22 protein-coding genes and 1 pseudogene are annotated in these 22402 nt (G+C 29.5%); 11 read left to right on the top strand and 12 right to left on the bottom strand.

The features are described 5' to 3' along the window. The first annotated feature begins 131 nt into the window (after positions 1–131). Positions 132–1373 (top strand): cation:proton antiporter, encoded by a 1242-nt coding sequence (locus AB0T67_RS02240; protein WP_369218969.1) that lies wholly within the window; start codon positions 132–134, stop codon positions 1371–1373. Positions 1374–1480: 107 nt separating this feature from the next. Here AB0T67_RS02240 and rmuC read toward each other — a convergent pair whose 3' ends face one another. Beyond that, on the bottom strand, positions 1481–2797 hold the full coding sequence (rmuC, locus tag AB0T67_RS02235) for a DNA recombination protein RmuC (RefSeq protein ID WP_369218968.1): 1317 nt from the start codon (positions 2795–2797) through the stop codon (positions 1481–1483). Positions 2798–2964: 167 nt separating this feature from the next. Here rmuC and AB0T67_RS02230 point away from each other — a divergent pair, with 167 nt between their 5' ends. The 6 genes from AB0T67_RS02230 to AB0T67_RS02205 all read left to right on the top strand — a co-directional run bounded on the left by AB0T67_RS02230 (position 2965) and on the right by AB0T67_RS02205 (position 7943). After that, complete coding sequence (locus AB0T67_RS02230) at positions 2965–3516, top strand: 1-acyl-sn-glycerol-3-phosphate acyltransferase (protein ID WP_369218967.1); 552 nt, start codon at positions 2965–2967, stop codon at positions 3514–3516. Positions 3517–3593: 77 nt separating this feature from the next. Beyond that, a complete protein-coding gene (locus AB0T67_RS02225) occupies positions 3594–4916 on the top strand; it encodes a DEAD/DEAH box helicase (RefSeq protein ID WP_369218966.1) in 1323 nt (440 codons plus the stop codon). A gap of 87 nt (positions 4917–5003) precedes the next feature. Continuing rightward, complete coding sequence (locus tag AB0T67_RS02220; RefSeq protein WP_271231991.1) at positions 5004–5195, top strand: cold-shock protein; 192 nt, start codon at positions 5004–5006, stop codon at positions 5193–5195. A 239-nt stretch (positions 5196–5434) separates the two neighbouring features. After that, entirely contained in the window at positions 5435–5899 is a 465-nt protein-coding gene (locus AB0T67_RS02215; protein ID WP_232125376.1) for a cold-shock protein, read from the top strand. A 244-nt stretch (positions 5900–6143) separates the two neighbouring features. Then, a complete protein-coding gene (locus AB0T67_RS02210) occupies positions 6144–7679 on the top strand; it encodes an SDR family NAD(P)-dependent oxidoreductase (protein ID WP_369218965.1) in 1536 nt (511 codons plus the stop codon). A 72-nt stretch (positions 7680–7751) separates the two neighbouring features. Further along, positions 7752–7943, top strand: a complete 192-nt coding sequence (locus tag AB0T67_RS02205; RefSeq protein WP_271231993.1) for a cold-shock protein — start codon at positions 7752–7754, stop codon at positions 7941–7943. Between the two features lie 226 nt (positions 7944–8169). Here AB0T67_RS02205 and AB0T67_RS02200 read toward each other — a convergent pair. From AB0T67_RS02200 to AB0T67_RS02190, 3 genes and pseudogenes are all read right to left on the bottom strand, one after another. Continuing rightward, positions 8170–8449: pseudogene (locus tag AB0T67_RS02200) on the bottom strand (type 1 glutamine amidotransferase domain-containing protein); the annotation flags it as partial. 79 nt (positions 8450–8528) lie between these two features. Then, complete coding sequence (locus AB0T67_RS02195) at positions 8529–9161, bottom strand: NAD(P)H-dependent oxidoreductase (RefSeq protein ID WP_369218964.1); 633 nt, start codon at positions 9159–9161, stop codon at positions 8529–8531. 30 nt (positions 9162–9191) lie between these two features. Then, the gene (locus tag AB0T67_RS02190) at positions 9192–9779 is read right to left on the bottom strand and encodes a TetR/AcrR family transcriptional regulator (protein WP_369218963.1); all 588 of its coding nucleotides are present in this window, start codon (positions 9777–9779) and stop codon (positions 9192–9194) included. Positions 9780–10192: 413 nt separating this feature from the next. On the opposite strand from AB0T67_RS02190, the gene AB0T67_RS02185 reads away from it, so the two are divergent. Then, positions 10193–10384: a cold-shock protein gene (locus AB0T67_RS02185; protein ID WP_101918271.1), complete on the top strand. Its 192-nt coding sequence runs from the start codon at positions 10193–10195 to the stop codon at positions 10382–10384. Positions 10385–10494: 110 nt separating this feature from the next. Here AB0T67_RS02185 and AB0T67_RS02180 read toward each other — a convergent pair whose 3' ends face one another. Next, complete coding sequence (locus AB0T67_RS02180) at positions 10495–10956, bottom strand: Lrp/AsnC family transcriptional regulator (RefSeq protein WP_369218962.1); 462 nt, start codon at positions 10954–10956, stop codon at positions 10495–10497. Positions 10957–11140: 184 nt separating this feature from the next. Here AB0T67_RS02180 and AB0T67_RS02175 point away from each other — a divergent pair, with 184 nt between their 5' ends. Next, positions 11141–12067 carry an NAD-dependent epimerase/dehydratase family protein gene (locus AB0T67_RS02175; protein ID WP_369218961.1) on the top strand — a complete coding sequence of 309 codons (927 nt, stop codon included), beginning with the start codon at positions 11141–11143 and terminating at the stop codon, positions 12065–12067. A 35-nt stretch (positions 12068–12102) separates the two neighbouring features. Continuing rightward, positions 12103–12963: a YitT family protein gene (locus AB0T67_RS02170; protein ID WP_369218960.1), complete on the top strand. Its 861-nt coding sequence runs from the start codon at positions 12103–12105 to the stop codon at positions 12961–12963. Positions 12964–13060: 97 nt separating this feature from the next. Here AB0T67_RS02170 and AB0T67_RS02165 read toward each other — a convergent pair whose 3' ends face one another. After that, entirely contained in the window at positions 13061–13675 is a 615-nt protein-coding gene (locus AB0T67_RS02165) for a DEAD/DEAH box helicase (RefSeq protein WP_369218959.1), read from the bottom strand. 461 nt (positions 13676–14136) lie between these two features. On the opposite strand from AB0T67_RS02165, the gene AB0T67_RS02160 reads away from it, so the two are divergent. Then, positions 14137–14832: a pseudouridine synthase gene (locus AB0T67_RS02160; RefSeq protein ID WP_369218958.1), complete on the top strand. Its 696-nt coding sequence runs from the start codon at positions 14137–14139 to the stop codon at positions 14830–14832. 106 nt (positions 14833–14938) lie between these two features. Here AB0T67_RS02160 and AB0T67_RS02155 read toward each other — a convergent pair whose 3' ends face one another. The 6 genes from AB0T67_RS02155 to rpsA all read right to left on the bottom strand — a co-directional run bounded on the left by AB0T67_RS02155 (position 14939) and on the right by rpsA (position 22337). After that, on the bottom strand, positions 14939–15418 hold the full coding sequence (locus AB0T67_RS02155) for an Lrp/AsnC family transcriptional regulator (protein WP_369218957.1): 480 nt from the start codon (positions 15416–15418) through the stop codon (positions 14939–14941). 79 nt (positions 15419–15497) lie between these two features. After that, entirely contained in the window at positions 15498–16550 is a 1053-nt protein-coding gene (locus AB0T67_RS02150; RefSeq protein WP_369218956.1) for a M14 family zinc carboxypeptidase, read from the bottom strand. A 1-nt stretch (position 16551) separates the two neighbouring features. Then, positions 16552–18024 (bottom strand): aminotransferase class V-fold PLP-dependent enzyme, encoded by a 1473-nt coding sequence (locus AB0T67_RS02145; RefSeq protein WP_369218955.1) that lies wholly within the window; start codon positions 18022–18024, stop codon positions 16552–16554. 77 nt (positions 18025–18101) lie between these two features. Further along, the gene (locus tag AB0T67_RS02140) at positions 18102–18977 is read right to left on the bottom strand and encodes a hypothetical protein (RefSeq protein WP_369218954.1); all 876 of its coding nucleotides are present in this window, start codon (positions 18975–18977) and stop codon (positions 18102–18104) included. 9 nt (positions 18978–18986) lie between these two features. Then, on the bottom strand, positions 18987–20378 hold the full coding sequence (gene glmM, locus AB0T67_RS02135; protein ID WP_369218953.1) for a phosphoglucosamine mutase: 1392 nt from the start codon (positions 20376–20378) through the stop codon (positions 18987–18989). Positions 20379–20561: 183 nt separating this feature from the next. Beyond that, on the bottom strand, positions 20562–22337 hold the full coding sequence (gene rpsA / locus AB0T67_RS02130) for a 30S ribosomal protein S1 (protein ID WP_369218952.1): 1776 nt from the start codon (positions 22335–22337) through the stop codon (positions 20562–20564). Between the last annotated feature and the right edge of the window lie 65 nt (positions 22338–22402).

The raw sequence follows: 22402 nt of genomic DNA, 5'->3' as shown, positions 1-22402 counted from the left end.
ACACTTATTATAATCATAACTACTACTAAGTACAAAATAAAAAAAGCACTGATTTTAATTAAATCGGTGCTTTTTTGTATTGAATGAAAATTAAACACTTATTTATTAATACATATATATGAATTTTAACTATGAATGATATTTACATAATTTCAACTGTGCTAATTTTTTTATCCGCAATATTCGGATATATAAATGTTCGCTTTTTAAAGTTACCAAATACAATTGGTTTAATGATTTTAACCATCTTATTTACCTTAGCTGTTCTTTTACTTAGTACTATAGATCCAACATTATTAAACTTTGAGAAATCGATTATTTCTCAAATCGATTTTAAAACCTTATTATTAGATGAAATGCTAAGCTTCTTGCTATTTGCGGGAGCATTACACACTAATTTTGATCAACTTAAAATACAGCGTTGGCCAATATTGTTATTTTCAACATTAGGAGTATTAACCTCAACTTTTTTAGTAGGTATTGTTATGTTTTTTGCACTACAACTTATTAGTTTAGACGTTAGCTTTATCAATTGCTTGTTGTTTGGAGCATTAATTTCACCAACCGACCCAATTGCTGTGTTAGGTATTCTTAAAAAAGCAGGAGTTCCTAAAAAATTAGAAACTAAAATTGTTGGAGAATCTCTTTTTAACGATGGTGTAGGTGTTGTTATCTTTTTAACTATTTTTAAAATTGCAGAATCAGGTACAGCAAACGTAAGTACAATTGACGTATTACAGCTTTTCGGACAAGAAGTAATAGGAGGTATTGGTATTGGATTAATTTTAGGTTGGGTTACATATCGCTTGTTAAAATCTATTGATGATTTTGATATTGAAGTAATCATCACTTTAGCAACCGTAATGGGAGGAACAGTATTATGTCACAAATTTCATTTATCAGCTCCTTTAGCGATGGTTACTGCAGGTTTAATAGTAGGAAACGATACAGTAAGAGCTAATTCTATGTCTGAAACTACAGAGAAGTATGTCGATAAGTTTTGGGAATTACTAGATATCTTATTAAACGCCATTTTATTTGTATTGATAGGAATGGAAATGTTAGTGTTAGTAATAGAAGGGAGATTTGTTTTAGCAGGTTTATTAGCAATTCCTATCTGTTTAATATGCCGTTATATTTCTTTGTTTCTGCCGATAAAAATCTTTGAAAAAAAATTAGATTTCGTGAAAAACACCGATGTAATTATGACATGGGGAGGTTTGAGAGGCGGAATATCAATAGCTTTAGCTTTAGGATTATCTGTAAGTATGGAAAGAGATTTATTTCTAGTAATTACTTATATTGTAGTTGTATTTTCTATTATAGCACAAGGTTTAACAGTTGATAAATTAGTAAAACGGTTAAAAGAATAATTTTATTAGAGTGATAAAAAAACCTCAACTTTATATTTTTAAGTTGAGGTTTTTTTAATTTCAGGAGGATTTAATTTATTTTGGTTATTCAAATGAAATATTTTAATTTAAATTTTTGCCTGCGCTCTATTTAAAATACTATCAGGTAATGATTTTTTAGTTTTCACTCCCATTTTCTTTATTTTTTCAATACGATTGATAAGATTACCTGTACCATCTACTAATTTATTCATGGCGCTATTATAATCTCCTTTTGCAGCATCTATTTTTTTACCAATACCTATTAAATCTTGTAATAATCCGTAAAATTTATCATACAAAGCACCTGCTTGCCTAGCTATTTCTAAAGCATATTGTTGCTGTTTTTCATTATTCCACATAGTATCAATAGTACGTAAAGTAGCTAATAATGTTGTAGGAGTAACAATAACAATGTTTTTTTCAAAAGCTTTATTATATAGTGAATTATCTTGATTTAAAGCTATTGCAAATGCAGGTTCTATAGGGATAAAAAGTAACACGAAGTCAGGAGATTCAACTTTATAGATATCTTCATATTTTTTTTCGGACAATTGCTCTACATGACGACTTAAAGAGTTAATATGCTGTTTTAAGAATTGCTCTTTTCGAATATCATCATCTTCTGTATTTACAAATTCTTCATAAGCTTTAAGCGATACTTTTGAATCGATAATCATCTTTTTATTATTCGGTAAATGAATAACAACATCAGGTAATACTCTTTTTCCTTCATCATTTATAAATGATTGTTGTACGAAATATTCACTACCTTTTTCTAGACCGGATTTCTCTAGAACGCGCTCTAAAACTAATTCCCCCCAATTTCCTTGAATTTTATTATCACCTTTTAAAGCCTTTGTTAAATTAATGGTTTCTTTACTCATCTGTAAATTCATTTCTCTTAAACCAACAATTTGTTGACGTAAAGCAGCATGATAATCGATACTTTCTTTATGAGTTTTATCTACTTTATCTTCAAAAGTTTTAATTTTTTCATGAAGAGGGTTTAATATATTGTCGATATTTTCTTTATTTTGAGCAGTAAATTTAGTTGATTTTTCTTCTAATATTTTATTTGCTAAATTTTCAAATTCTTTAGTGAATTTATCCTGTAGCTTTGTCACTTCTTCTTTATTCTCATTAAATTTTAGTTGAAAATTTTTTAGTTCTTCCTTTTTAATGACTAGTTGAGTACTAACAATTTCCTTTTCTTTTAGAGCCTCATTTAAATGGTTTTGAATATCTTCTTTATGAGTTTCTAAGTTTGAAACATTAATTTTTAAGCCAGTTAATTCCTTTTCTAAATCAGTTGTTAATTGTTTGGCCTTTAATTTAGATAAAAGGTTTCCGATAATAAAACCAAAAAGCAAAGTGCTTGAGGCGATTAAAATAGATGTATTCATTAGATTTTCAGGTTTTTACGTGGTTAACCAAATATAAACTAAGATTTTTTATTTTTATCACATGAAAGTAGAAAAAATAGGTGCTAACGATGTAATAATAACATACTAGATCAATCGTGACCCATACCATTGAATAAAGCCGTATTTTTGACGTTTATTTATAAAATATGATATCAAAATTTATATTTACAAAAGTTTTAGGTTGGAAGTTTAATGGCGAATTTCCAAAAGAACTTAAAAAATATGTATTAATAGGTGCTCCACATACAAGTTGGCAAGATTTTATGGTTGGTTTGTTTTCAAAAAAAATTACAGGTACAAAACTTAACTTTGTAGGAAAAAAAGCACTATTTAAACCACCGTTTGGTTGGTTTTTTAAATCGCTAGGAGGTGCGCCAATCGATAGAAGTAAAAGTACTAATGTAGTTGAAGCAATTGTTAAAGTTTTTAATGAAAATGATGAGTTTCGTTTAGCAATATCACCAGAAGGAACTAGGCAATTTGTTGATAAATGGAAAACAGGTTTTTATTACATCGCAGAAGGTGCAAATGTGCCTATTGTAATGCTTGGTTTCGATTTTGAAAATAAAGAAGTAAAACTTTCAAAACCTTTTTACCTTACAGGGGATATCAAAGAAGATTTTGCTCATTTTTATCAATTTTATAAAAATATTAAAGGAGCAAAGCCTGAATTATTTAATAATCAATCTTTTTTATAATTTTCTGATAAAAAACTAAAATAAAAAGAAGTGTATTTTCCTATAAAGTGTGATTATCTTTGTCGAAAAATATTTTTATGCCAAAACAATTTTCAGATTTAGGAATTAATAAACAATTACAACAGCGTTTAGTTGATTTAAAAATTACTGTTCCAACAGATGTACAAGAAAAAACGATACCTGTTATTCTAAATCAAAAAGAAGATGTTGTTGTTTTAGCAAAAACAGGAACAGGTAAAACTGCTGCTTTCGGATTGCCTTTATTACAACTTATTGATACGGATAATACAACCATACAAACCTTAATATTAGCTCCAACAAGAGAGTTAGGGCAACAAATTTATAATAATTTAGTATCTTTTTCTACAAACCCTGAAGTAAGTATTGCTTCTATATGTGGAGGTATTCCTATAAAAACTCAAATTGAGCGTTTAGCTACTACTACGCATATTGTAATTGCAACACCAGGTCGTTTAGTCGATTTAGTAAAGCGTGGAGCTATCAATATAAAAGAAATAAAGTATTTTGTTTTAGATGAAGCAGATGAAATGGTAAGTGCTTTAAAAGATGAGGTAGATACTATTATTAAAGGAATTCCAAAAAATAGAAGAACTTTATTATTCACGGCAACCATGTCTGGAGTTATAAAACAACTGGTTCAGAATTACATGTCTAAACACGTAGCGCATATCGAAGCTGATATGACAACTGTTGGGCATCAAGGAATAGATCATCAATATGTAGTTGTAAAGCCTATTGAAAAATTAGAAGTATTACTTCATTTTTTAAACTCGAAAGAAGGACAGCGTGGTATTATCTTCTGTAAAACGAAAGCGGCTGTTAATAAATTAGCGAAGAACTTAGCTATTAATAAATTTTCATCAGGAGCAATTCACGGAAGTTTAACCCAAGGGATTCGTGATAGAATTATGGGACAATTCAGAGAAAGTTATATTGATATTTTAGTCGCTACAGATTTAGCTGCTCGTGGTATTGATGTAAAAGATGTTTCTTATGTTGTTAATTATCATCTACCTGATACTTATGATGCTTACGTACACAGAAGCGGAAGAACTGCAAGAGCAGGAGCAAAAGGGCTTTCTTTAACTATTTTACAAGAAGATGAGGTTAAAGACATTGCTGATTTCGAAAAAGAATTAGGAATCGTTTTTAAACCTTTTAAAAAGGCAGATGCTAAAAGTATCGAAGAGAATAACGGTTTAATTTGGGCTAAAAAAATATTCAAAACAAAGCCAAATAGAAATGTTTCTGAAGATTTTAAATCAAAAGTAAAAACTATTTTTCATCATTTAACAAAAGATGAGTTAGTTGATAAAATTTTAGCAAATTACTTAGCAGAATCAAATACAGTAACTCCAAAAAAGGAAGTTAAGAAATAAAAATGAACAAAATGTGTCATATGTGAAAATATGGTAGCATCTTTGCAAATAGATAAGTAAGTTTATAAATTATTTAATTACATTACAATGAATAAAGGAATAGTAAAATTTTTCAATGATACTAAAGGTTTTGGTTTTATCACTGAAGAAGGCGTAACAAAAGATCACTTTGTACACATTTCAGGATTAATCGATGAAATCAGAGAAGGTGACCAAGTTGAATTTGAATTAGAAGAAGGTAAAAAAGGACCAAATGCAGTGAACGTAAAAGTGATCTAAAAAAAATATTTCAAGTTTTAAAAGTCCATCATTTTTGATGGACTTTTTTATTTTATTATAAGCAGAAAAGCTTTTATTTTATTTTATAAAACACGAATTTTATAAAAATAAATAATAAAAATCACAAAAATTAACACAATTTGGGGTATATTGGGGCAATTCTAATGATTCCCTTTAAAAGAGGGCTTCATAATCTTATTCTAAATTAAAACTAGTAGTATAATTCTATATTAAATATTATGGCAAAATCTCAGCAATCATTTAACAAGAATGAAAAAGAGAAAAAGCGTTTAAAAAAACGTGAAGATAAAAGAAAGAAAATGGATGCTCGTAAGGCAGACATAAGAGAAAATGGTCCAACAGGAATTGAATTCGCATATACTGATGCTTATGGGAATTTATCTTCAACTCCTCCTGATCCAGATCAAAAACCAATAGTTATTAACGCTGAAGACATTCAAGTTAGCGTTCCTAAAACTTTAGAAGGCGATAAAGAAGCGTTTGATCCTATTAGAAAAGGAACTGTTTCATTTTTTGATTCATCTAAAGGATTCGGTTTTATTATCGATTCAGCAGATCAAGAAAAATATTTTACACACGTAAGTGGTATTATTGATGAAATTTCTGAAAATGACAAAGTAAGTTTCGAACTTGAAAAAGGGATGAAAGGAATGAATGCTGTAAAAGTTACTTTAGTTAAGTAGTTTTTTATTGATTTAAAATTAAACAAAAAAGAGATTAACCGTTAAGGTTAATCTCTTTTTTGTTTAATAAATTATGTTTTAGATGAGGTTTTAAAAGTAAATTTAGAATGATGATGATATCTAAATGTAAAAACTCGTTAAAAAGCAGTAATTTCGCGCCCGAATATAAATTATCGTCATAAAGACATTGTTTTATATCAAAAAAAATATACGTAAAACTAAAAAAACTAAAAAGTAGTTTGATATGAGTGAACAAAAATCGAGTATAGATATAGCATCTTGTATCGCTACATTACAACAATTATTAGCAGATACAAATCAGCTTTTTGAATTACCTGAAGAAGAAAGAGTCGCTCTTTTTAAAGCAGCAGGGGAATTAACAAGACCTAATAGAGCAGAGTTTGAGCGCAGAAGAAAAGACGCTAAAAAAGCTGCAAAACGTAAAATGATTGCCAAAGATACACATGCTAGAAAATCAACAGGAATTCGTTCAGCAAGAGAATCGGCATTATTTGTTGCTCCTAAATTATTGGCTGCTGCCGATTTATCCGAAGATACCTTAGAATTAGAATCGCCTAGAAATTGCTACGTTTGTAAAACAGTTTATACAAAATTGCATCATTTTTATGATACGATGTGTAAAGATTGTGGTGATTTAAATTATGCAAAACGTTTTCAATTAACAGATTTAACCGATCAAGTAGCTGTTATTACAGGTTCTCGATTAAAAATTGGATACCATATTACGTTAATGCTATTGCGTTCGGGGGCTAGGGTAGTTGCAACAACTCGTTTTCCTGCGGATTCAGCAATTCGTTTTTCTAAAGAAGAAGATTATAAAGATTGGAGTGATCGCTTACATATTCACGGACTTGATTTACGTCATATTCCGAGTGTAGAGATTTTCTGTAATTATATAGAGCAAAAATACGATAGATTAGATATCTTAATCAATAATGCGGCACAAACCGTAAGAAGACCTTCAGGTTTTTACTTTCATTTAATGGAAAATGAAAAGCTTCCTGTTGATAAACTTCCTAAGTTAGCCCAAACTTTATTAAAAGATCACATTAGCTGTTTAGAGGAGTTATCAAGTTTAAGTGTTCCTACGGATAAAACAAGTAAAAATAATGTATTACCAGTTACTTGGCACGGTCCTGAACCTGGAATTGGATTACGTAATTCAGCAGCATTATCTCAAATTCCATATAGTTTTGATAATTCGTTACAAACTGCTGAGGTTTTTCCAGAAGGTGAATTAGATGCCGATTTACAACAAGTAGATTTAAGAAAAACGAATAGCTGGCGTTTAAGATTAGGTGAAATTGAAACTACCGAAATGGTAGAGGTACAGTTAGTTAATGCTGTTGCTCCATTTGTGTTATGTAATCGTTTATCTAATTTAATGATGAAAGAAAACACAGGTAAAAAGCATATTATAAATGTAACAGCAATGGAAGGTAAGTTTCATCGATTTAAAAAAGTAGATAGACATCCGCACACAAATATGGCAAAAGCGGCTTTAAATATGTTAACACATACTTCAGCATCTACTTTTGCAAAATCTGGTATTTATATGAATGCAGTGGATACTGGTTGGGTTACTGATGAAGATCCTGCTGAGTTATCTAAAAAGAAAGTAGAAACACACGATTTTCAACCGCCTTTAGATATTGTGGATGGTGCGGCACGTGTTATGGATCCATTAATTGATGGTATAAATACAGGAAAACATTGGTCTGGTAAGTTCTTAAAGGATTATTTTCCTATTGATTGGTAAGACTTTTATAGTTTCTGGCATCATCTTTGCAATCTAGTTAGTAATTATTAAAATATTAAATAGAGTAACATTATGAGTATAGGAACAGTAAAATTTTTCAACGAAACAAAAGGATTTGGATTTATTACAGAAGAAGGAGTTGAAAAAGACCACTTTGTACACATTTCAGGTTTAATCGATGAGATTAGAGAAGGTGACGAAGTTGAATTTGATTTAGAAGAAGGTAAGAAAGGACCAAATGCAGTGAACGTAAAAGTAATCTAAGCATATATCTTTCATATATCTTTTCAAGTTATTTATAAAAAAGCCCATCATTATGATGGGCTTTTTACTTTTTATAAAATTATCAAAAAAGAAAATATTTTAATTTGAAGCAATTCCCCGCTTTCCGCACTCGCTTTTTTTGTTTTTTCGAAAAGAAAAACAAAAAAGAGCTCAAACAATGCTTCAATCGGGGCTAGGCTTTTTTACTTCATTTTAAAAATTGAAATTATTTTAAGCTTTCTAATAATTTTTCGGCAACTAATCAGAAGATGCTGGGTTTTGCCCTGTAATTAAATTACCATCTTGTATTGCATAAGCATTCCAATCTTCTTTTTTAGAATAGATTCCACCATTTTTAGTTAACATATCTTCTACTAAAAAAGGAACAACATCAGTAAGACCAACGGCAGCAGCTTCTTCTGTATTTTTACTTCTTTTAAAGCGGCAGGTGCGTGGCATACAAAAGCAATCGGTTTCTTTTGATTGTTGACTTCAATCAAAGTAATATGTTTGCTAATACCTTAGTTTAAATAAGGTTTGTTTAGTACGCCATTGAACTACTATTTCTTCTTGTTTAATGCTGTTTTATTCAATTACCGTTACTAATTCTTCCATAGGTTTTCTGACTTTTACTAAGTTTACCAACCAATCTTTGTCTTCAGCTCTGTATCCGATAGGTAACAAAACAGCACTACGTAATCCTTTTTCACGTAAGTTTAAAATTTCATCAACTGCTGTAGGATCAAAACCTTCTACAGGTGTAGCATCAACACCTTCATAAGCAGCGGCTGTAATTGCTTGAGAAAAAGCAATGTATGCTTGTTTAGCTGCATGATTAAAGTTTTCTTCTGAATCTTTCTGCGGATAAGAACTCAATAACATTTGACGGTAATTCTCCCAACCTTCGTTTTTAAAACCTCGAATTTTGTTTGTTAAATCGAACATATGATTAATTCTTTCTTCGGTATAGGTATCCCAAGCAGCAAAAACAATTAGGTGAGAGCAGTCTGTAATTACGGATTGATTCCAAGCGATAGGTTTAATCTTTTCTTTTATCTCTTGGTTTTTAATCACAAAAATCTCAAAAGGCTGTAATCCGCTTGATGTTGGTGCTAAACGAGCAGCTTCTAAAATACGAGTTATTTTATCTTCTGAAACTTTTTCACCGTTCATTGCTTTAGCGGCATATCTCCAATTTAATTTATCTAATAATTCCATAATTTTAATATTTATTTTAGTTGAGGTAATTTATCTACTACAAACTTTTATACTATTCCAAGCTGATTGGTAGGCTTCTTCAATATGAGTTTTATCTAAAGTAAATGCGCCACGTTTTTGAGAAATAATTAAAAATGATAAGGGGTTAATTGCATAAGCATATAATATGTAATCAGACATTGGTTTTATGATTCCTTCTTTTTTACCACGCCTCCAAAGATCTAGTAGGGGCTGTAAGTGTTTAATTCCTTCCTGACGACTTAGCTCATCAATCATTGGTGTATTATCGCATTGTGCTAAAAACATGGCGTTTTCACACTCTTTTAGTTTAAAATCGGCAATACGTTTCCATATGACTTCAAAACCAATTTCTACAGATACTTTATCGTTATAAGTTGCAAAAGCATAATCGGTATATTTTGATTTTACCTCTATGTAGGTTTGATTTACTAAATCTTGCTTATTTTCAAAATACAGATATATAGTTGCTGGAGATACATTTGCCATTTTAGCAATTTTACTCATCGGAGTTGCATGAAAACCGTTATTGTTAACTAACTCAATAGTTGCTTTTACAAGTGCATTTCGTTTGTCAATACTTTTTTGAAGTTTAGCCATTTTATTCTATTATAAATACAAAGGTATATAAATAAAAATGAATATTCATTCTTTTTTATTCGATAAGAAATAAAAATAATTTAAGAAGAGGAGAAAAGTACTTAAAAATGAGGTTTTAAATATGAAAAGGTAATCAGGAGTTTAAATTAAAACCTTGCTTATAAAACTGTGCAGGTTTTTTATTGCTCTCTGAAATATAATATATTGATTTACAAAGTCCTTTAGTAAGCGTAAAACATAAAAATACAAGTATTATTTATGGTAAAAAAATCACCAAAAGGGCAATAAGGCTGTGTTATAGTTAGTTAATTTTATTTTTTTTAGATAAAATAGAGTTATATCCTGCCATACTTTAGATTAATGGAACTATATTTGCAGTATTAATAAGTACTAACAATATAATTTACATTACAATGAGTAAAGGAATAGTAAAATTTTTCAACGACACTAAAGGATTTGGATTTATTACAGAAGAAGGTGTTGAAAAAGATCACTTTGTACACATTTCAGGTTTAATCGATGAGATTAGAGAAGGTGACGAAGTTGAATTTGATTTAGAAGAAGGAAACAAAGGACCAAACGCAGTGAACGTAAAAGTGATCTAATATATAATCCATATATTTTCAAAAAATCCCCATCATAAGATGGGGATTTTTATTTCCCCTAATTTAATTTTTATTTAATTTGTGTTGTTGAGGTTTTTAAATATTTATTATTATAAATGATATTCTGTTTTATCTATAATTTCTTTAAGAACAAAATAACTTTCAAGAATGCCAATATTATCAATTTTAGAAAGTTTTAAACGGACAAAATCATGATAATCTTCTAAATCCTTTAGGTTTATCTGTAAAAAAAAATCTACTTTTCCTGCCATATGATAGCATTTCTGAACCTCTTTTAGCTCTTTTATTTGTGCGTCAAATTTATCAATAAAACCTTCATCATGGTAACGAAGCGAAACCATACAGATAGCTGTAACCGGTACTTTTATGTTTTTTTTATCTAAAATAGCGACATACTTTTTAATGATACCTAGTTTCTCTAAGCGTTTAATTCTTTCATAAATAGGAGACACCGTTAAATTTAGTGTTTCGGAAATTTCTTTAGCTGTTTTTTTACAATCTTGTTGTAATATTCTTAATATTTTTAAATCAGTTTCATCTATTTTTATCATAATTGATTAGAAATTTGCAGTTAAAATTACTTTTTAAAATAAGTAAAACTATTTTTAAAAGTGATAAAGAATGTTTTTGTAGTTAAAAGTAGGTAAAATTACTTATTTTATATCAAAATAAAGTGTATTTTACTTTGAAATAGCTTGTATGTGTATTTTTGCACTGAAACAAAAATCGTATAAGATGAAAGTATTAGTTACAGGAGCAGGAGGGCAATTAGGTACGGTATTAACAAAATCTTTAAAAGAAAAATATGGTAAAGATGCAGTAATAGCATCAGATATTCGTACTATTGATTATGATGGGATTTTTGAAATATTAGATGCCACAAGTGAAGCTGATTTAGCAAAAATTGTAATAAAACATAAAGTTACTCAAATATATCATTTAGCAGCAATATTATCTGCTAATGGAGAAAAGAACCCTATTCAAACTTGGGACATTAATTTAAAATCACTTTTTAGTGTTTTAGAAGTTTCAGTAAAACATAGACTAGATAAAGTATTTTTTCCGAGCTCAATTGCTGTTTATGGAATTAGCGCACCAAAAGTCGACACAAAACAAAACGCATATTTAGATCCGACAACTGTTTACGGAATCAGTAAAGCAGCTGGAGAAAATTGGGCACAGTATTATTTCTTAAGATATGGCTTAGATGTACGTTCTATAAGATATCCTGGTGTTATTGGTTATCAATCTTTACCAGGTGGAGGAACTACAGATTATGCAGTTGACATCTATCATAAAGCAATTAAAAACGAAGATTTCACCTGTTATTTAAAAGAAGATGCTTGTTTGCCTATGATTTATATTGATGATGCAATTAGAGCAACTTTAGAAATCATGGAAGCTCCAAAAGAAGCTATCAAAATTAGAACATCTTATAATTTAGCAGGAGTGAGTTTTACGCCAAAAGAAATAGCTACTTCGATAAAAGAGTGGTATCCTGATTTTAAGATTAGTTACAAACCTGATTTTAGACAAGCTATTGCTGATTCTTGGCCTGATTCTATAAATGATGATGATGCCAGAGAAGATTGGAATTGGAAACCAAACTATTCTCTAAGAGAAATGTCTGAAGAAATGATTATCCAGTTAAAAAAACAATAGTAATAAATTATTTATAAGTTTTTTAAAGTTAAAGAATGAAAACAAATTTAATCAACATAAAAAAACAAATAGGTGCTGAACTAAAAAATTACGCACTTGTTTTTGTAGGAGCTCTTATAGTCGCTTTAGGATTTTCTTTATTTATAATACCTTATAATATTGTTCCAGGAGGTGTTTTTGGACTAGGTACTGTTCTTTTTGAATTAATTGGTATTTCATCTATTGGTATTATAGCTTTGTGTATTAATATTCCTTTATTGCTTTGGGGCACTAGCTTACTAGGAAAAAAAACGGGGCTTAAAACAGCTTTTTTCATGATTTTATCATCATTTTTATTAGATTTATTATTATCGATAACAAAAAGTCGTGTTATTGTAGATGATATCTTATTATCAGCAATTTTCGGAGGAATATCTATCGGTATAACTATTTTCTTAGTTAAAAAAGCAGGTGCTACAACTGGTGGTCAAGATATTTTAGCCAGAATTTTATCAAGCAAAATTAATATTGGATTCAATCAACTAATACTTATTATTGATGCTTTAATTATAATTTTAGGAGTTCTTACTTTTGGTAATTACACTATTGCTATTTATTGTTTGATAACGATTATCGCAACAAGTAAAACAATTGAATATTTTTTAAAACAAGACGTACAGAACAAAACATTGCTTATTTTTTCTAAAAAGAATGATTTAGTTCAGAAAAGTATTACTGATAATAAAAGTATGTATCAAAATACGATAAAAATAATGCATCAAGATTCTAGTGAAAAAATGATTTTGATTACAAAGAATAATAAAAATCTATCTGTTATTGAATCAATTATACACAATACAGACCCTGATGCAGAGATTATAACACTTCAATCTAATTTTAGTTTAGGAAACGTATAATTATCAGAACAGTAGAGTAGTAGTTCTATTTTTAAAACAAGAATGAGGTCATATATATGACCTCATTCTTGTTTTATGATAAAAAAAAATAATTATTTTACGCTACGCTAATTACTTTCGCGTATTTCATAAAATAATCTTCGAAACGTTTTATTGTTGGATTCATTTTATCAGAATATAACACAAATTGACATTTATTAATACTTTGAGTAATTGCCATTAATGCAGCATATGAGTTGTTGTCTTTTAAGAATTCTGCATCATCTATGTTGAAAATTATTAATTGAGATGGACTTATTCCGTTTAATAAGAATAATTTATTCATTCTTTTAGGAGTAGATATAAGAATATCGACACCTTCAAAAATTTCTGATTTTTGTAAATCTACATGCTCTTTTTCATCAGCAACATAAACACGTATAGATTTATATCTAGTATATACAGAAAAGGCATTATACACTTCTAAAGCTCTTTCGTTATTTTCTACAAGAACAAAAGCTCTTGGACTGGTACCGACATCTTGAAATTTTAATTTATGTAAGGTTGTAAGTACGAGTGTGGTTGTTTTTCCGCTACCTTCAGGACCTGTACAGTAAATATTAGCACCGCTTTTTATAGCAGGAATACTTTTTGTCTGTAAAGGTGTAGGTGTTATTATTTCTAGCGATTCTAACTTTTCTTTTATTTCTGGATTTAATTTTTTAAAAGGCATAGGAATTAAAAATACTGTTTTAGCGTTAGCGTGGATATGAAAACACAAATATACAATTAACTAAGTGAAACTATTTTTATTTAGTTAATCAAACACACACACAGATATAATAAAAAAAGAAAAAAAGTGAAGGGGATGAAAGAATAGACCAAAAACAAAAAAACAAACAAAATAAAAACCCTATTTAACATAATATTAATTATAGGACATGATATACATATCATATATCATATATATAATAGAAATAAATTAATGCTAACTAATATTAATGTTATGTTTATGTTTTTTTGTTTTATATGAAATTATATGAAAATGAAATGAAAATATGAAAAATGTTTTTTTGTTTTATTTATTTATGTTTTTGATTTATCAAAAAAACATAAATATAGATTAATTATCAATCAACAATCAATCATTCATATATCTTTGCTTTTTTTGACAAAAAAAAATAATTATTTATTATGAGCCTTACTATTCTTTTTGAAGATGAATATATAATCGGTGTTTCTAAGCCGAACAACATAGTTGTTCATCATGCCTATCACTCAAGAAATGTTTCTGAAGAAGATTCATTACTGCAATTACTGTTTAATCAATTTGGAGCTAAATTTTACCCTATTCATCGCTTAGATAGAAAAACTTCTGGTGTTATCTTATTAGCAAAAGAAACAAAATACGTTTCTAAGTTTCAGGAGCTTTTTACAGACAATGAAATTCAGAAAACCTATTACGGAATTGTAAGAGGACATTCTCCTGAGTCTAAAGTTATTGATTCTCCTGTAAAAGGAAGAGATTCTGATGTTTATAAAGAAGCTGAAACGCATTTAAAAACAGTAGCGAAAGTTATTGTTGATATTCCTGTAAAGCCTTACGAAAGCTCAAGATACAGCTTAGTTGAGATGAAACCTACAACAGGTAGATTACATCAATTACGTATTCATATGAATAAAATAAGTCACCCTCTTATCGGTGACCCAAAGTATGGTGATAAGAATCATAATACGATGTTTATTAATGAGTTTAACTGTGAAAATTTGTTTTTACATGCGTATTCACTTGAATTTACACATCCTTTTTCAAAAGAGAGATTGTTACTTAAATCAATTTTACCAAGTGATTGGAGTACTGTTTTCAATAGATTTAAATGGAGTCTTTAGTTATCTTTTTATTAATTTAAATAAAAAAATAAAAATCATAAAAAAAGGACTGTTGGATAGTCCTTTTTTTATGATTTTTAAAACACTTAAAAATTAAAAAATATTTTTAAATATCTTGAAAAATAGCGTGCATCAAACGTTTTTTATCATTAATGCTTTCTTCTAAAGAAATCATTGTTTCAGTACGATTTACTCCAGTAATATCATCTATTCTATAGATAATATCTTTAGCATCATTTGTGCTTTTTGCTCTTACTTTACAAAAAATATTGTATTTACCAGCTGTTACATAAGCAACAGTTACGTTTGGTATTAGTCTTAAATTATCTAAAACGTGTTGAGTCATAGATGATTTCTCTAAATAGACACCAACGTGAGCAATAAAAGTATATCCCATTTTATCATAATTCAACGATAATGTTGAGCCCTGAATAATACCTTCATCTTCCATTTTTTTAACTCGCACATGAATAGTACCTGCTGATACTAATAATTTTTTTGCAATGTCAGTAAAAGGAGTACGCGCATTTTCAATTAAAATGTCTAAAATTTGATGATCAATTTCATCTAATACAAACTTCTTCATTCTTTTTTTTTCTAATAGTATCACTTAAAATACAGTTTTTTATAATTTTAAAAGCCTTTTGTTGATTAATGTTTAAGGTTTACTCTTTTTTATTGAATTCTTGATGACCTAAGAATAATGATAAATCTCCTTTTTTCTCTTCAACTAAAGTTAGTGCAAATTTACTGTTTTCTATTTTCTCAACATACTGAAAAGCTACATCTTTTTTATTATTTTTTGATCTATAAATAACATCATAGAAATTCTTGATATTGTTAGGGATAGCAAAGTAATCTAAATACTTTGTGAAGTCTTTTTCTTTAGAAATATGATAAATTCCTTGTAAAAGAGCGTAAAAATTATATTTACGTACTGTTTCACGCTCATAATCATCAGGAAAATGACCAGCTTCAATAAGTACTGTATTATGTCCTAACTTCTGAAAATTATCTCCTGTTGCAGTCGGATAAAACTCATCAGTATATCTACCAATGTGATTCGGTATAAATTTTTGTAATAAATTATTCATTGAAACAATTACATTCATTGTTTCTTCACGACCCTTTGTCATTTTACGAGTAATTTCTTCTGATGGCGCTAAAAATGATATAGTTGCAGGGTTTTTAGTTCCTTCAACTCCAAAAATAGTTCTTTGATCATGAAGATTAAAACAAAACTGAGGATTTACAGTATCTAAAATTTCACGCAACAACTTACTTTCTTTAGCTTTTAAATCAACAGCATCTCTATTTAAATCAACTTGATTAGCATTTACACGAGTGTACACTTCTGCCCCATCAGGATTTAGCATTGGAACAATTGTAATATCACAATTAGTTAAAATTGATTTTACAACATCCGTATTCGCATATAACTTTATGAAATTTAAAAAATCAAATACAGCTTTTGTCCCTGTACTTTCATTTCCGTGCATCTGACTCCAAACAAGTATTTTTGTTTTTCCCGAACCTAACTTTAACTGATAAATATCTCTATCTTCTTCAGATTTACCTATTATTTTTGATTTAATATTTACATCTAAATCATTATAAAGTGGCTCAATATCTTTAAAAGTAACGTGCCTTCCTGATATTTTTGTTTCTTTTATTTTCGGGTAATTCTCTTCTAAAAAATCGGTACTTAGTAAATTCATATTATAAGGTAAACCAATCTGCTATTAATAATTTTTCAATAGGTTGGGCAGATATGTGTGTATAATCGTTTTTAATTATATTATATTGATAGTCTTTTGACCATTCTTCAATATTTTTAGTCAATGTAATTAATGAATTACAAATAAATTGCACTTCATCATCTGTAATAGTCGGATGTATTGATAAACGCACCCAACCTGGTTTGTCAGTATTACATCCTTCTAGGATTTTATCTTTAATTTTGTTTGAAGTATTTTGATCTACGTTTAATAAAAAATGCCCGTACGTACCCGCACAAGAACAACCTCCTCTTGTTTGAATACCAAATCTATCGTTTAGTAGCTTTACAACTAAATTAAAATGATGTTTTTCATAATAAAAAGAGAAAATACTTAAACGCTCTTTATGATTTGGTGCTAATATTTTTACACCTTCTAGGTTTTCTAAACACTTAAACATAACGAGATTTACCTCATCTTCACGTTTTTTAATATTATCAGTACCCATTTGATTTTTGACTTGAATAGCCAATGCAATTTTTATCGTTTGTAAAAAAGCAGGTGTTCCGCCATCTTCACGAGTTTCAACATCATCAAAATAATCATGACCACCCCAAGGATTTGTATAACTAACTGTACCTCCGCCTGGATTATCAGGAATCATATTTTTATATAATTTCTTATTGAAAATCAATACGCCAGAACTACCAGGTCCTCCTAAGAATTTATGAGGAGAAAAGAAAATAGCATCTAAATACTCATCTTCTTTCTTCGGATGCATATCTATATCGACATAAGGTGCAGAACAAGCGAAATCAACAAAACATAAACCACCGTATTTATGAATTAAAGAAGCTACTTTATGATATTTAGTTTTAATACCTGTTACATTTGAACCTGCAATTATAGACGCTATTTTGATAGGTCTATTGGCATATTTCTTAATGGTATCTTCAAAAGTATCTAAACAAATTAACCCTTCTTCGTTACAAGGAACTACAACTACCTCAGCAATAGTTTCTATCCATGAAGTGTGATTTGAATGATGCTCCATATGACTCACAAAAACAATAGGTCTTTTTTCATCAGGAATATTGGTGTATTCTTTTAAGTTTTCAGAAACCTTTAAACCTAAAATTCGTTGTAGTTTATTAACAACACCTGTCATCCCAGAACCTTCTGTAATTAACACATCGTCTTTAGAAGTGTTTACATGAGCTTTAATAATACTTCTTGCTTGGTTGTATGCTAAAGTCATAGCAGCACCTGCTGTTGCCGTTTCTGTATGTGTGTTAGCAACAAAAGGACCGAATTTATGCAACAATTTTTCTTCTATCGGTATATATAATCTTCCGCTTGCAGTCCAATCTGTGTACATCATTTTTTGCTCACCATATGGTGATTTATATATTTGATTGACACCTACAATTTGTTTTCTAAATTTTTGGAAATGCTCTTCTAAATTATTATTCATAAAAATAGATTTTTTTAATTGTTTTTAAATTCGGTTCTCGGTTCTTTTTTTTCCTTTCTATCTCTTATTTTTTAAAATTAAAGATTGAACTTACCTCCTATTAAAAGAGTGTTTTCAATGAAGAAAAAACTTTGCGAAGCACTATCCGAAGAATTATTTGTTGTTCTAATATCAGACATATATATATGTCCTCCTTTTAAATCAGCTTGTACAAAAAAGTGCTTTAAGAAAGTGATGTTTACACCAGCTCCTATAGAAGCTCCATATCCTGATAAATGAAATTCATCACTTCTATTGTTTCCTAACAGTTTTGAATTTGTCTTAGGATATAAAATTCCAACACCAACGCCTTCAGTTAAATTGATTTGTAAGTTTTCTAAATCTAAACCAAACCAATGACTAACATCATCAAAACGCTTAACCTCAACGTTTACATAATTTAAACCATCAGTATGTTCGAAAATTAAAAAATCATCAGTTAAAGTGATGTTATCGTTATTGTATGTTCCGTCGTATTTTGCGTTTCCTACGTTTATATCACCATTAATTTTAACATCTTGATCAGCAATCATAACATATTTCATGTGATCAACACCAATAGAAACGGTATAATTCTCTTTAAAGAAATATCCTATTCTGTAATTTGTTTGAGGAATGGTAACGTTAGCAGGATTAAAGTATTTATTAAAAGAAAATTTAGTTTGCCTATCCTGTGCTTTTACATCAGATAACGTAAAATCATAATTATCTCCTTTAAATCGAATATCAGAATCACTATAACTAGACCAATTCCATCCCCAATATGCAAAAAACTTTCCCTTATTAGTTACTTTGTTTTTTTTAATAATGAAATTCTCTTCATTATTATTACTCTTTTCTACCTCTTGTCCTATTACTGATGATGCCGTTAAAGCCGTCATCAGTAAACTCAAACTAATTGTTCTTAAATTCAAAATTTGTTGTTATTTTATTATTTGTTCTATTTCTGTAATGAATCTTTCAGCAAGTTTATCAGCCTTCTTTTGACTAGTACTTTCTGTGTAAATTCTTATAATTGGTTCCGTATTCGATTTACGTAAATGAACCCATTCTTTTTCAAAATCAATTTTTACACCATCAATGGTATTAACGTCTTCGCTTTGATATTTTAAAGTCATTTTTGATAAAATCTCATCAACATCAATTTTCGGAGTTAATTGAATTTTATTTTTGCTCATAAAATAACTTGGATACGAATCTCTTAATTCTTTACAAGACATTTTCTTTTTCGCTAAATGCGATAAAAACAAAGCAACACCAACTAAAGAATCACGTCCGTAATGAGATGCAGGATAAATAATTCCACCATTTCCTTCACCACCGATTACGGTATCGGTATCTTTCATCATTTGAACTACGTTTACTTCACCTACGGCAGATGCTGTATAAGTTCCACCATGTTTTTCGGTAACATCACGCAATGCTCTTGATGACGATAAATTAGAAACAGTATTTCCTCCTTTTAATTTACCTAATACATAATCCGCACAAGCAACTAAAGTATATTCTTCACCAAACATAGAACCATCTTCTGATATTAAAGCTAAACGGTCAACATCAGGATCAACAACAATTCCTAAATCGGCTTTCTTTTTAACTACTAATTTAGATATATCAGTTAAATTCTCTTTTAAAGGTTCAGGATTATGAGGAAACTCACCATTAGGTTCACAATATAATTCGATGCACTTAACGCCTAACTCTTTTAATAAAGCAGGAATAAAAATTCCGCCAGTAGAATTAACACCATCAACTACAACTTTAAATTTTGCTTTTTTAATAGCTTTTACATCAACTAAATCTAAGTTTAAAACTTCTTTGATGTGTTTCTTTAAATAACGCTTATTCTTTCTGTAAGTACCTAATTCATCAACCTCAGCAAATGTAAAATCTTCATTATCTGCTAAAGCTAAAATTTCTTCTCCATCTGCGCCGTTTAAAAACTCTCCTTTTTCATTTAATAATTTTAAAGCGTTCCATTGCTTCGGATTATGAGAAGCTGTTAAAATAATTCCTCCTTCGGCTTTTTCTAAAGGAACAGCAATTTCAACAGTTGGTGTTGTAGATAAACCTAAATCAACAACATTAATTCCTAATCCAACTAAAGTATTTGCTACTAAGTTGCTAATCATTTTACCAGAGATACGTGCATCTCTACCAATAACAACTTTAATTTTTTTAGCTGTAGGGTTTCTTTTGATGATAAAAGCTCCGTAAGCTGCTGCAAATTTAACAGCGTCTAATGGTGTAAGGTTTTCACTAGGCTTTCCTCCTATTGTTCCTCTAATTCCTGATATTGATTTTATAAGTGTCATAGTGTATTTTAAATTTTAGTACAAATATAAAATTATTTAAGTATTTATTGATTCCTAACACTTTCTTTAACACATCCTTTTAAAACTGTTTTATTTGATGAGGTTATTATTTATTAAAAAATAAGACATAAAAAAAACCCGCTACTTTCGTAACGGGTTTTAAGATTTTATGATAAAGAAATATTATTTCCCTTCCATTTTTCTTTTTAATTCAGCTAATCCACCAATATCTCCTAAAGTAGTTTTTTCTACGTCAGCAGCTTTTTTAGCAGCAGCCTTGATGTTTTTCTTTTCTTCTTCTTTGAAAAGAGAAGTATGAGAAACAACAATTCTTCTGTATTCTTTACTAAATTCAGTAACGATGAACTTTACAGCATCACCTTTTTCTAATTTAGAACCGTCTTCTTTTTCTAAGAAACGAGTTGGAGCGAATGCTTCGATACCATCTGCAAAAGTTACAGTTGCACCTTTATCATTCTTTTCCTTGATAGAACCTTCGTGAGTAGATCCGATTGCATACGTAGCTTCATGAGCATCCCAAGGGTTATCTTGAGTTTGCTTATGACCTAAGTTTAACTTACGGTTCTCAACGTCTAATTCTAAAACTTGAACTTCTAATTTATCACCAACAGTAACAAAATCAGAAGGATGCTTAATTTTCTTAGTCCAAGATAAATCAGAGATATAAACTAATCCGTCAATTCCTTCTTCTAATTCAACAAACACACCAAAGTTAGTATAGTTACGTACAGTACCAGTATGCTTAGAGTTTACAGGATACTTAGTAGTAATATCAGTCCAAGGATCTGGATGTAATTGCTTCATACCAAGAGACATTTTACGGTCTTCACGGTCTAAAGTTAAAATTTGAGCTTCAACCTCATCACCAACTTTTACGAAATCTTGCGCAGAACGTAAGTGAGTAGACCAAGACATTTCAGAAACGTGAATTAAACCTTCAACACCTTCTTCAACCTCAACAAAAGCACCATAATCAGCTAAAACAACAACTTTTCCTTTAACTTTATCACCAACTTTTAAATCAGTATTTAAAGCTTCCCAAGGGTGAGAAGATAATTGTTTTAAACCTAATTGAATTCTAGATTTGTTATCATCAAAGTCTAAAATTACAACATTTAATTTCTGATCTAATTCAACAACCTCATTCGGGTGGTTAATACGAGACCAAGATAAATCAGTAATATGAACTAAACCGTCAACACCACCTAAATCAACAAAGACACCATAAGAAGTAATGTTTTTAACAACACCTTCTAATACTTGTCCTTTTTCTAATTGACCGATGATTTCTTTCTTCTGATCTTCTAAATCAGCTTCAATTAATGCTTTATGCGATACTACTACGTTTTTAAATTCGTGGTTGATTTTCACAACTTTGAATTCCATAGTTTTCTCTACATACTGATCGTAATCACGGATAGGCTTCACATCAATTTGAGATCCTGGTAAGAAAGCTTCAATACCGAATACATCAACGATCATACCTCCACGAGTTCTACACTTAACAAAACCGTTAACGATTTCACCAGTTTCGTGTGCGTTATTAACACGTTCCCATGCTTTAATAACACGCGCTTTTTTGTGAGATAATACTAATTGACCAGAAGCATCTTCTCTTTTGTCAACTAATACCTCAACACTATCTCCAAGTTTTAAACCTGGATTGTAACGGAATTCGTTTAAAGAAATTGCTCCTTCTGACTTAGAGTTGATATCGATAATTGCATCTCTATCAGTAATTCTTGTAACTGTTCCTTCGATAACATCACGTTCGTTTACGAAACCTACTGTTCCTTCTAACGCTTTTTCGAATTCTTGTAATTTAGATTCATCAACTTCATCAATACCTTCTTCGTATTTATGCCAGTTAAATGTTGCTAAAAATTCTGCTGGGTTTACTGTTACTGCCTCAGCAGCTGTGTTTTTTTCTTCAGACATGTCTGAACTAGTTTTTGTATCTTTCTATTGATCAGATTCTTAGCGATATCAATATAAAAGAGAAT

Origin of the sequence: Tenacibaculum salmonis (genome assembly GCF_041053065.1) — a bacterium.
In the GTDB taxonomy this organism is placed as follows: Bacteria; Bacteroidota; Bacteroidia; order Flavobacteriales; family Flavobacteriaceae; genus Polaribacter; species Polaribacter pacificus_A.
Note: the sequence above shows the minus strand (reverse complement) of the source record. Positions and strands in the feature narration are given on the sequence as shown.

Excerpts from the sequence above, each read along its gene's own strand:
- AB0T67_RS02195 (WP_369218964.1), bottom strand. The coding sequence starts at position 9,161 with ATGGAATTATTAGATAAATTAAATTGGAGATATGCCGCTAAAGCAATG.
- AB0T67_RS02210 (WP_369218965.1), top strand. The coding sequence starts at position 6,144 with ATGAGTGAACAAAAATCGAGTATAGATATAGCATCTTGTATCGCTACA.
- AB0T67_RS02240 (WP_369218969.1), top strand. The coding sequence starts at position 132 with ATGAATGATATTTACATAATTTCAACTGTGCTAATTTTTTTATCCGCA.
- rmuC (WP_369218968.1), bottom strand. The coding sequence starts at position 2,797 with ATGAATACATCTATTTTAATCGCCTCAAGCACTTTGCTTTTTGGTTTT.
- AB0T67_RS02145 (WP_369218955.1), bottom strand. The coding sequence starts at position 18,024 with ATGAATAATAATTTAGAAGAGCATTTCCAAAAATTTAGAAAACAAATT.
- AB0T67_RS02170 (WP_369218960.1), top strand. The coding sequence starts at position 12,103 with ATGAAAACAAATTTAATCAACATAAAAAAACAAATAGGTGCTGAACTA.
- AB0T67_RS02205 (WP_271231993.1), top strand. The coding sequence starts at position 7,752 with ATGAGTATAGGAACAGTAAAATTTTTCAACGAAACAAAAGGATTTGGA.
- AB0T67_RS02150 (WP_369218956.1), bottom strand. The coding sequence starts at position 16,550 with ATGAATTTACTAAGTACCGATTTTTTAGAAGAGAATTACCCGAAAATA.
- AB0T67_RS02220 (WP_271231991.1), top strand. The coding sequence starts at position 5,004 with ATGAATAAAGGAATAGTAAAATTTTTCAATGATACTAAAGGTTTTGGT.
- AB0T67_RS02225 (WP_369218966.1), top strand. The coding sequence starts at position 3,594 with ATGCCAAAACAATTTTCAGATTTAGGAATTAATAAACAATTACAACAG.
- AB0T67_RS02155 (WP_369218957.1), bottom strand. The coding sequence starts at position 15,418 with ATGAAGAAGTTTGTATTAGATGAAATTGATCATCAAATTTTAGACATT.
- AB0T67_RS02180 (WP_369218962.1), bottom strand. The coding sequence starts at position 10,956 with ATGATAAAAATAGATGAAACTGATTTAAAAATATTAAGAATATTACAA.
- AB0T67_RS02160 (WP_369218958.1), top strand. The coding sequence starts at position 14,137 with ATGAGCCTTACTATTCTTTTTGAAGATGAATATATAATCGGTGTTTCT.
- glmM (WP_369218953.1), bottom strand. The coding sequence starts at position 20,378 with ATGACACTTATAAAATCAATATCAGGAATTAGAGGAACAATAGGAGGA.
- rpsA (WP_369218952.1), bottom strand. The coding sequence starts at position 22,337 with ATGTCTGAAGAAAAAAACACAGCTGCTGAGGCAGTAACAGTAAACCCA.
- AB0T67_RS02175 (WP_369218961.1), top strand. The coding sequence starts at position 11,141 with ATGAAAGTATTAGTTACAGGAGCAGGAGGGCAATTAGGTACGGTATTA.
- AB0T67_RS02190 (WP_369218963.1), bottom strand. The coding sequence starts at position 9,779 with ATGGCTAAACTTCAAAAAAGTATTGACAAACGAAATGCACTTGTAAAA.
- AB0T67_RS02215 (WP_232125376.1), top strand. The coding sequence starts at position 5,435 with ATGGCAAAATCTCAGCAATCATTTAACAAGAATGAAAAAGAGAAAAAG.
- AB0T67_RS02185 (WP_101918271.1), top strand. The coding sequence starts at position 10,193 with ATGAGTAAAGGAATAGTAAAATTTTTCAACGACACTAAAGGATTTGGA.
- AB0T67_RS02165 (WP_369218959.1), bottom strand. The coding sequence starts at position 13,675 with ATGCCTTTTAAAAAATTAAATCCAGAAATAAAAGAAAAGTTAGAATCG.
- AB0T67_RS02230 (WP_369218967.1), top strand. The coding sequence starts at position 2,965 with ATGATATCAAAATTTATATTTACAAAAGTTTTAGGTTGGAAGTTTAAT.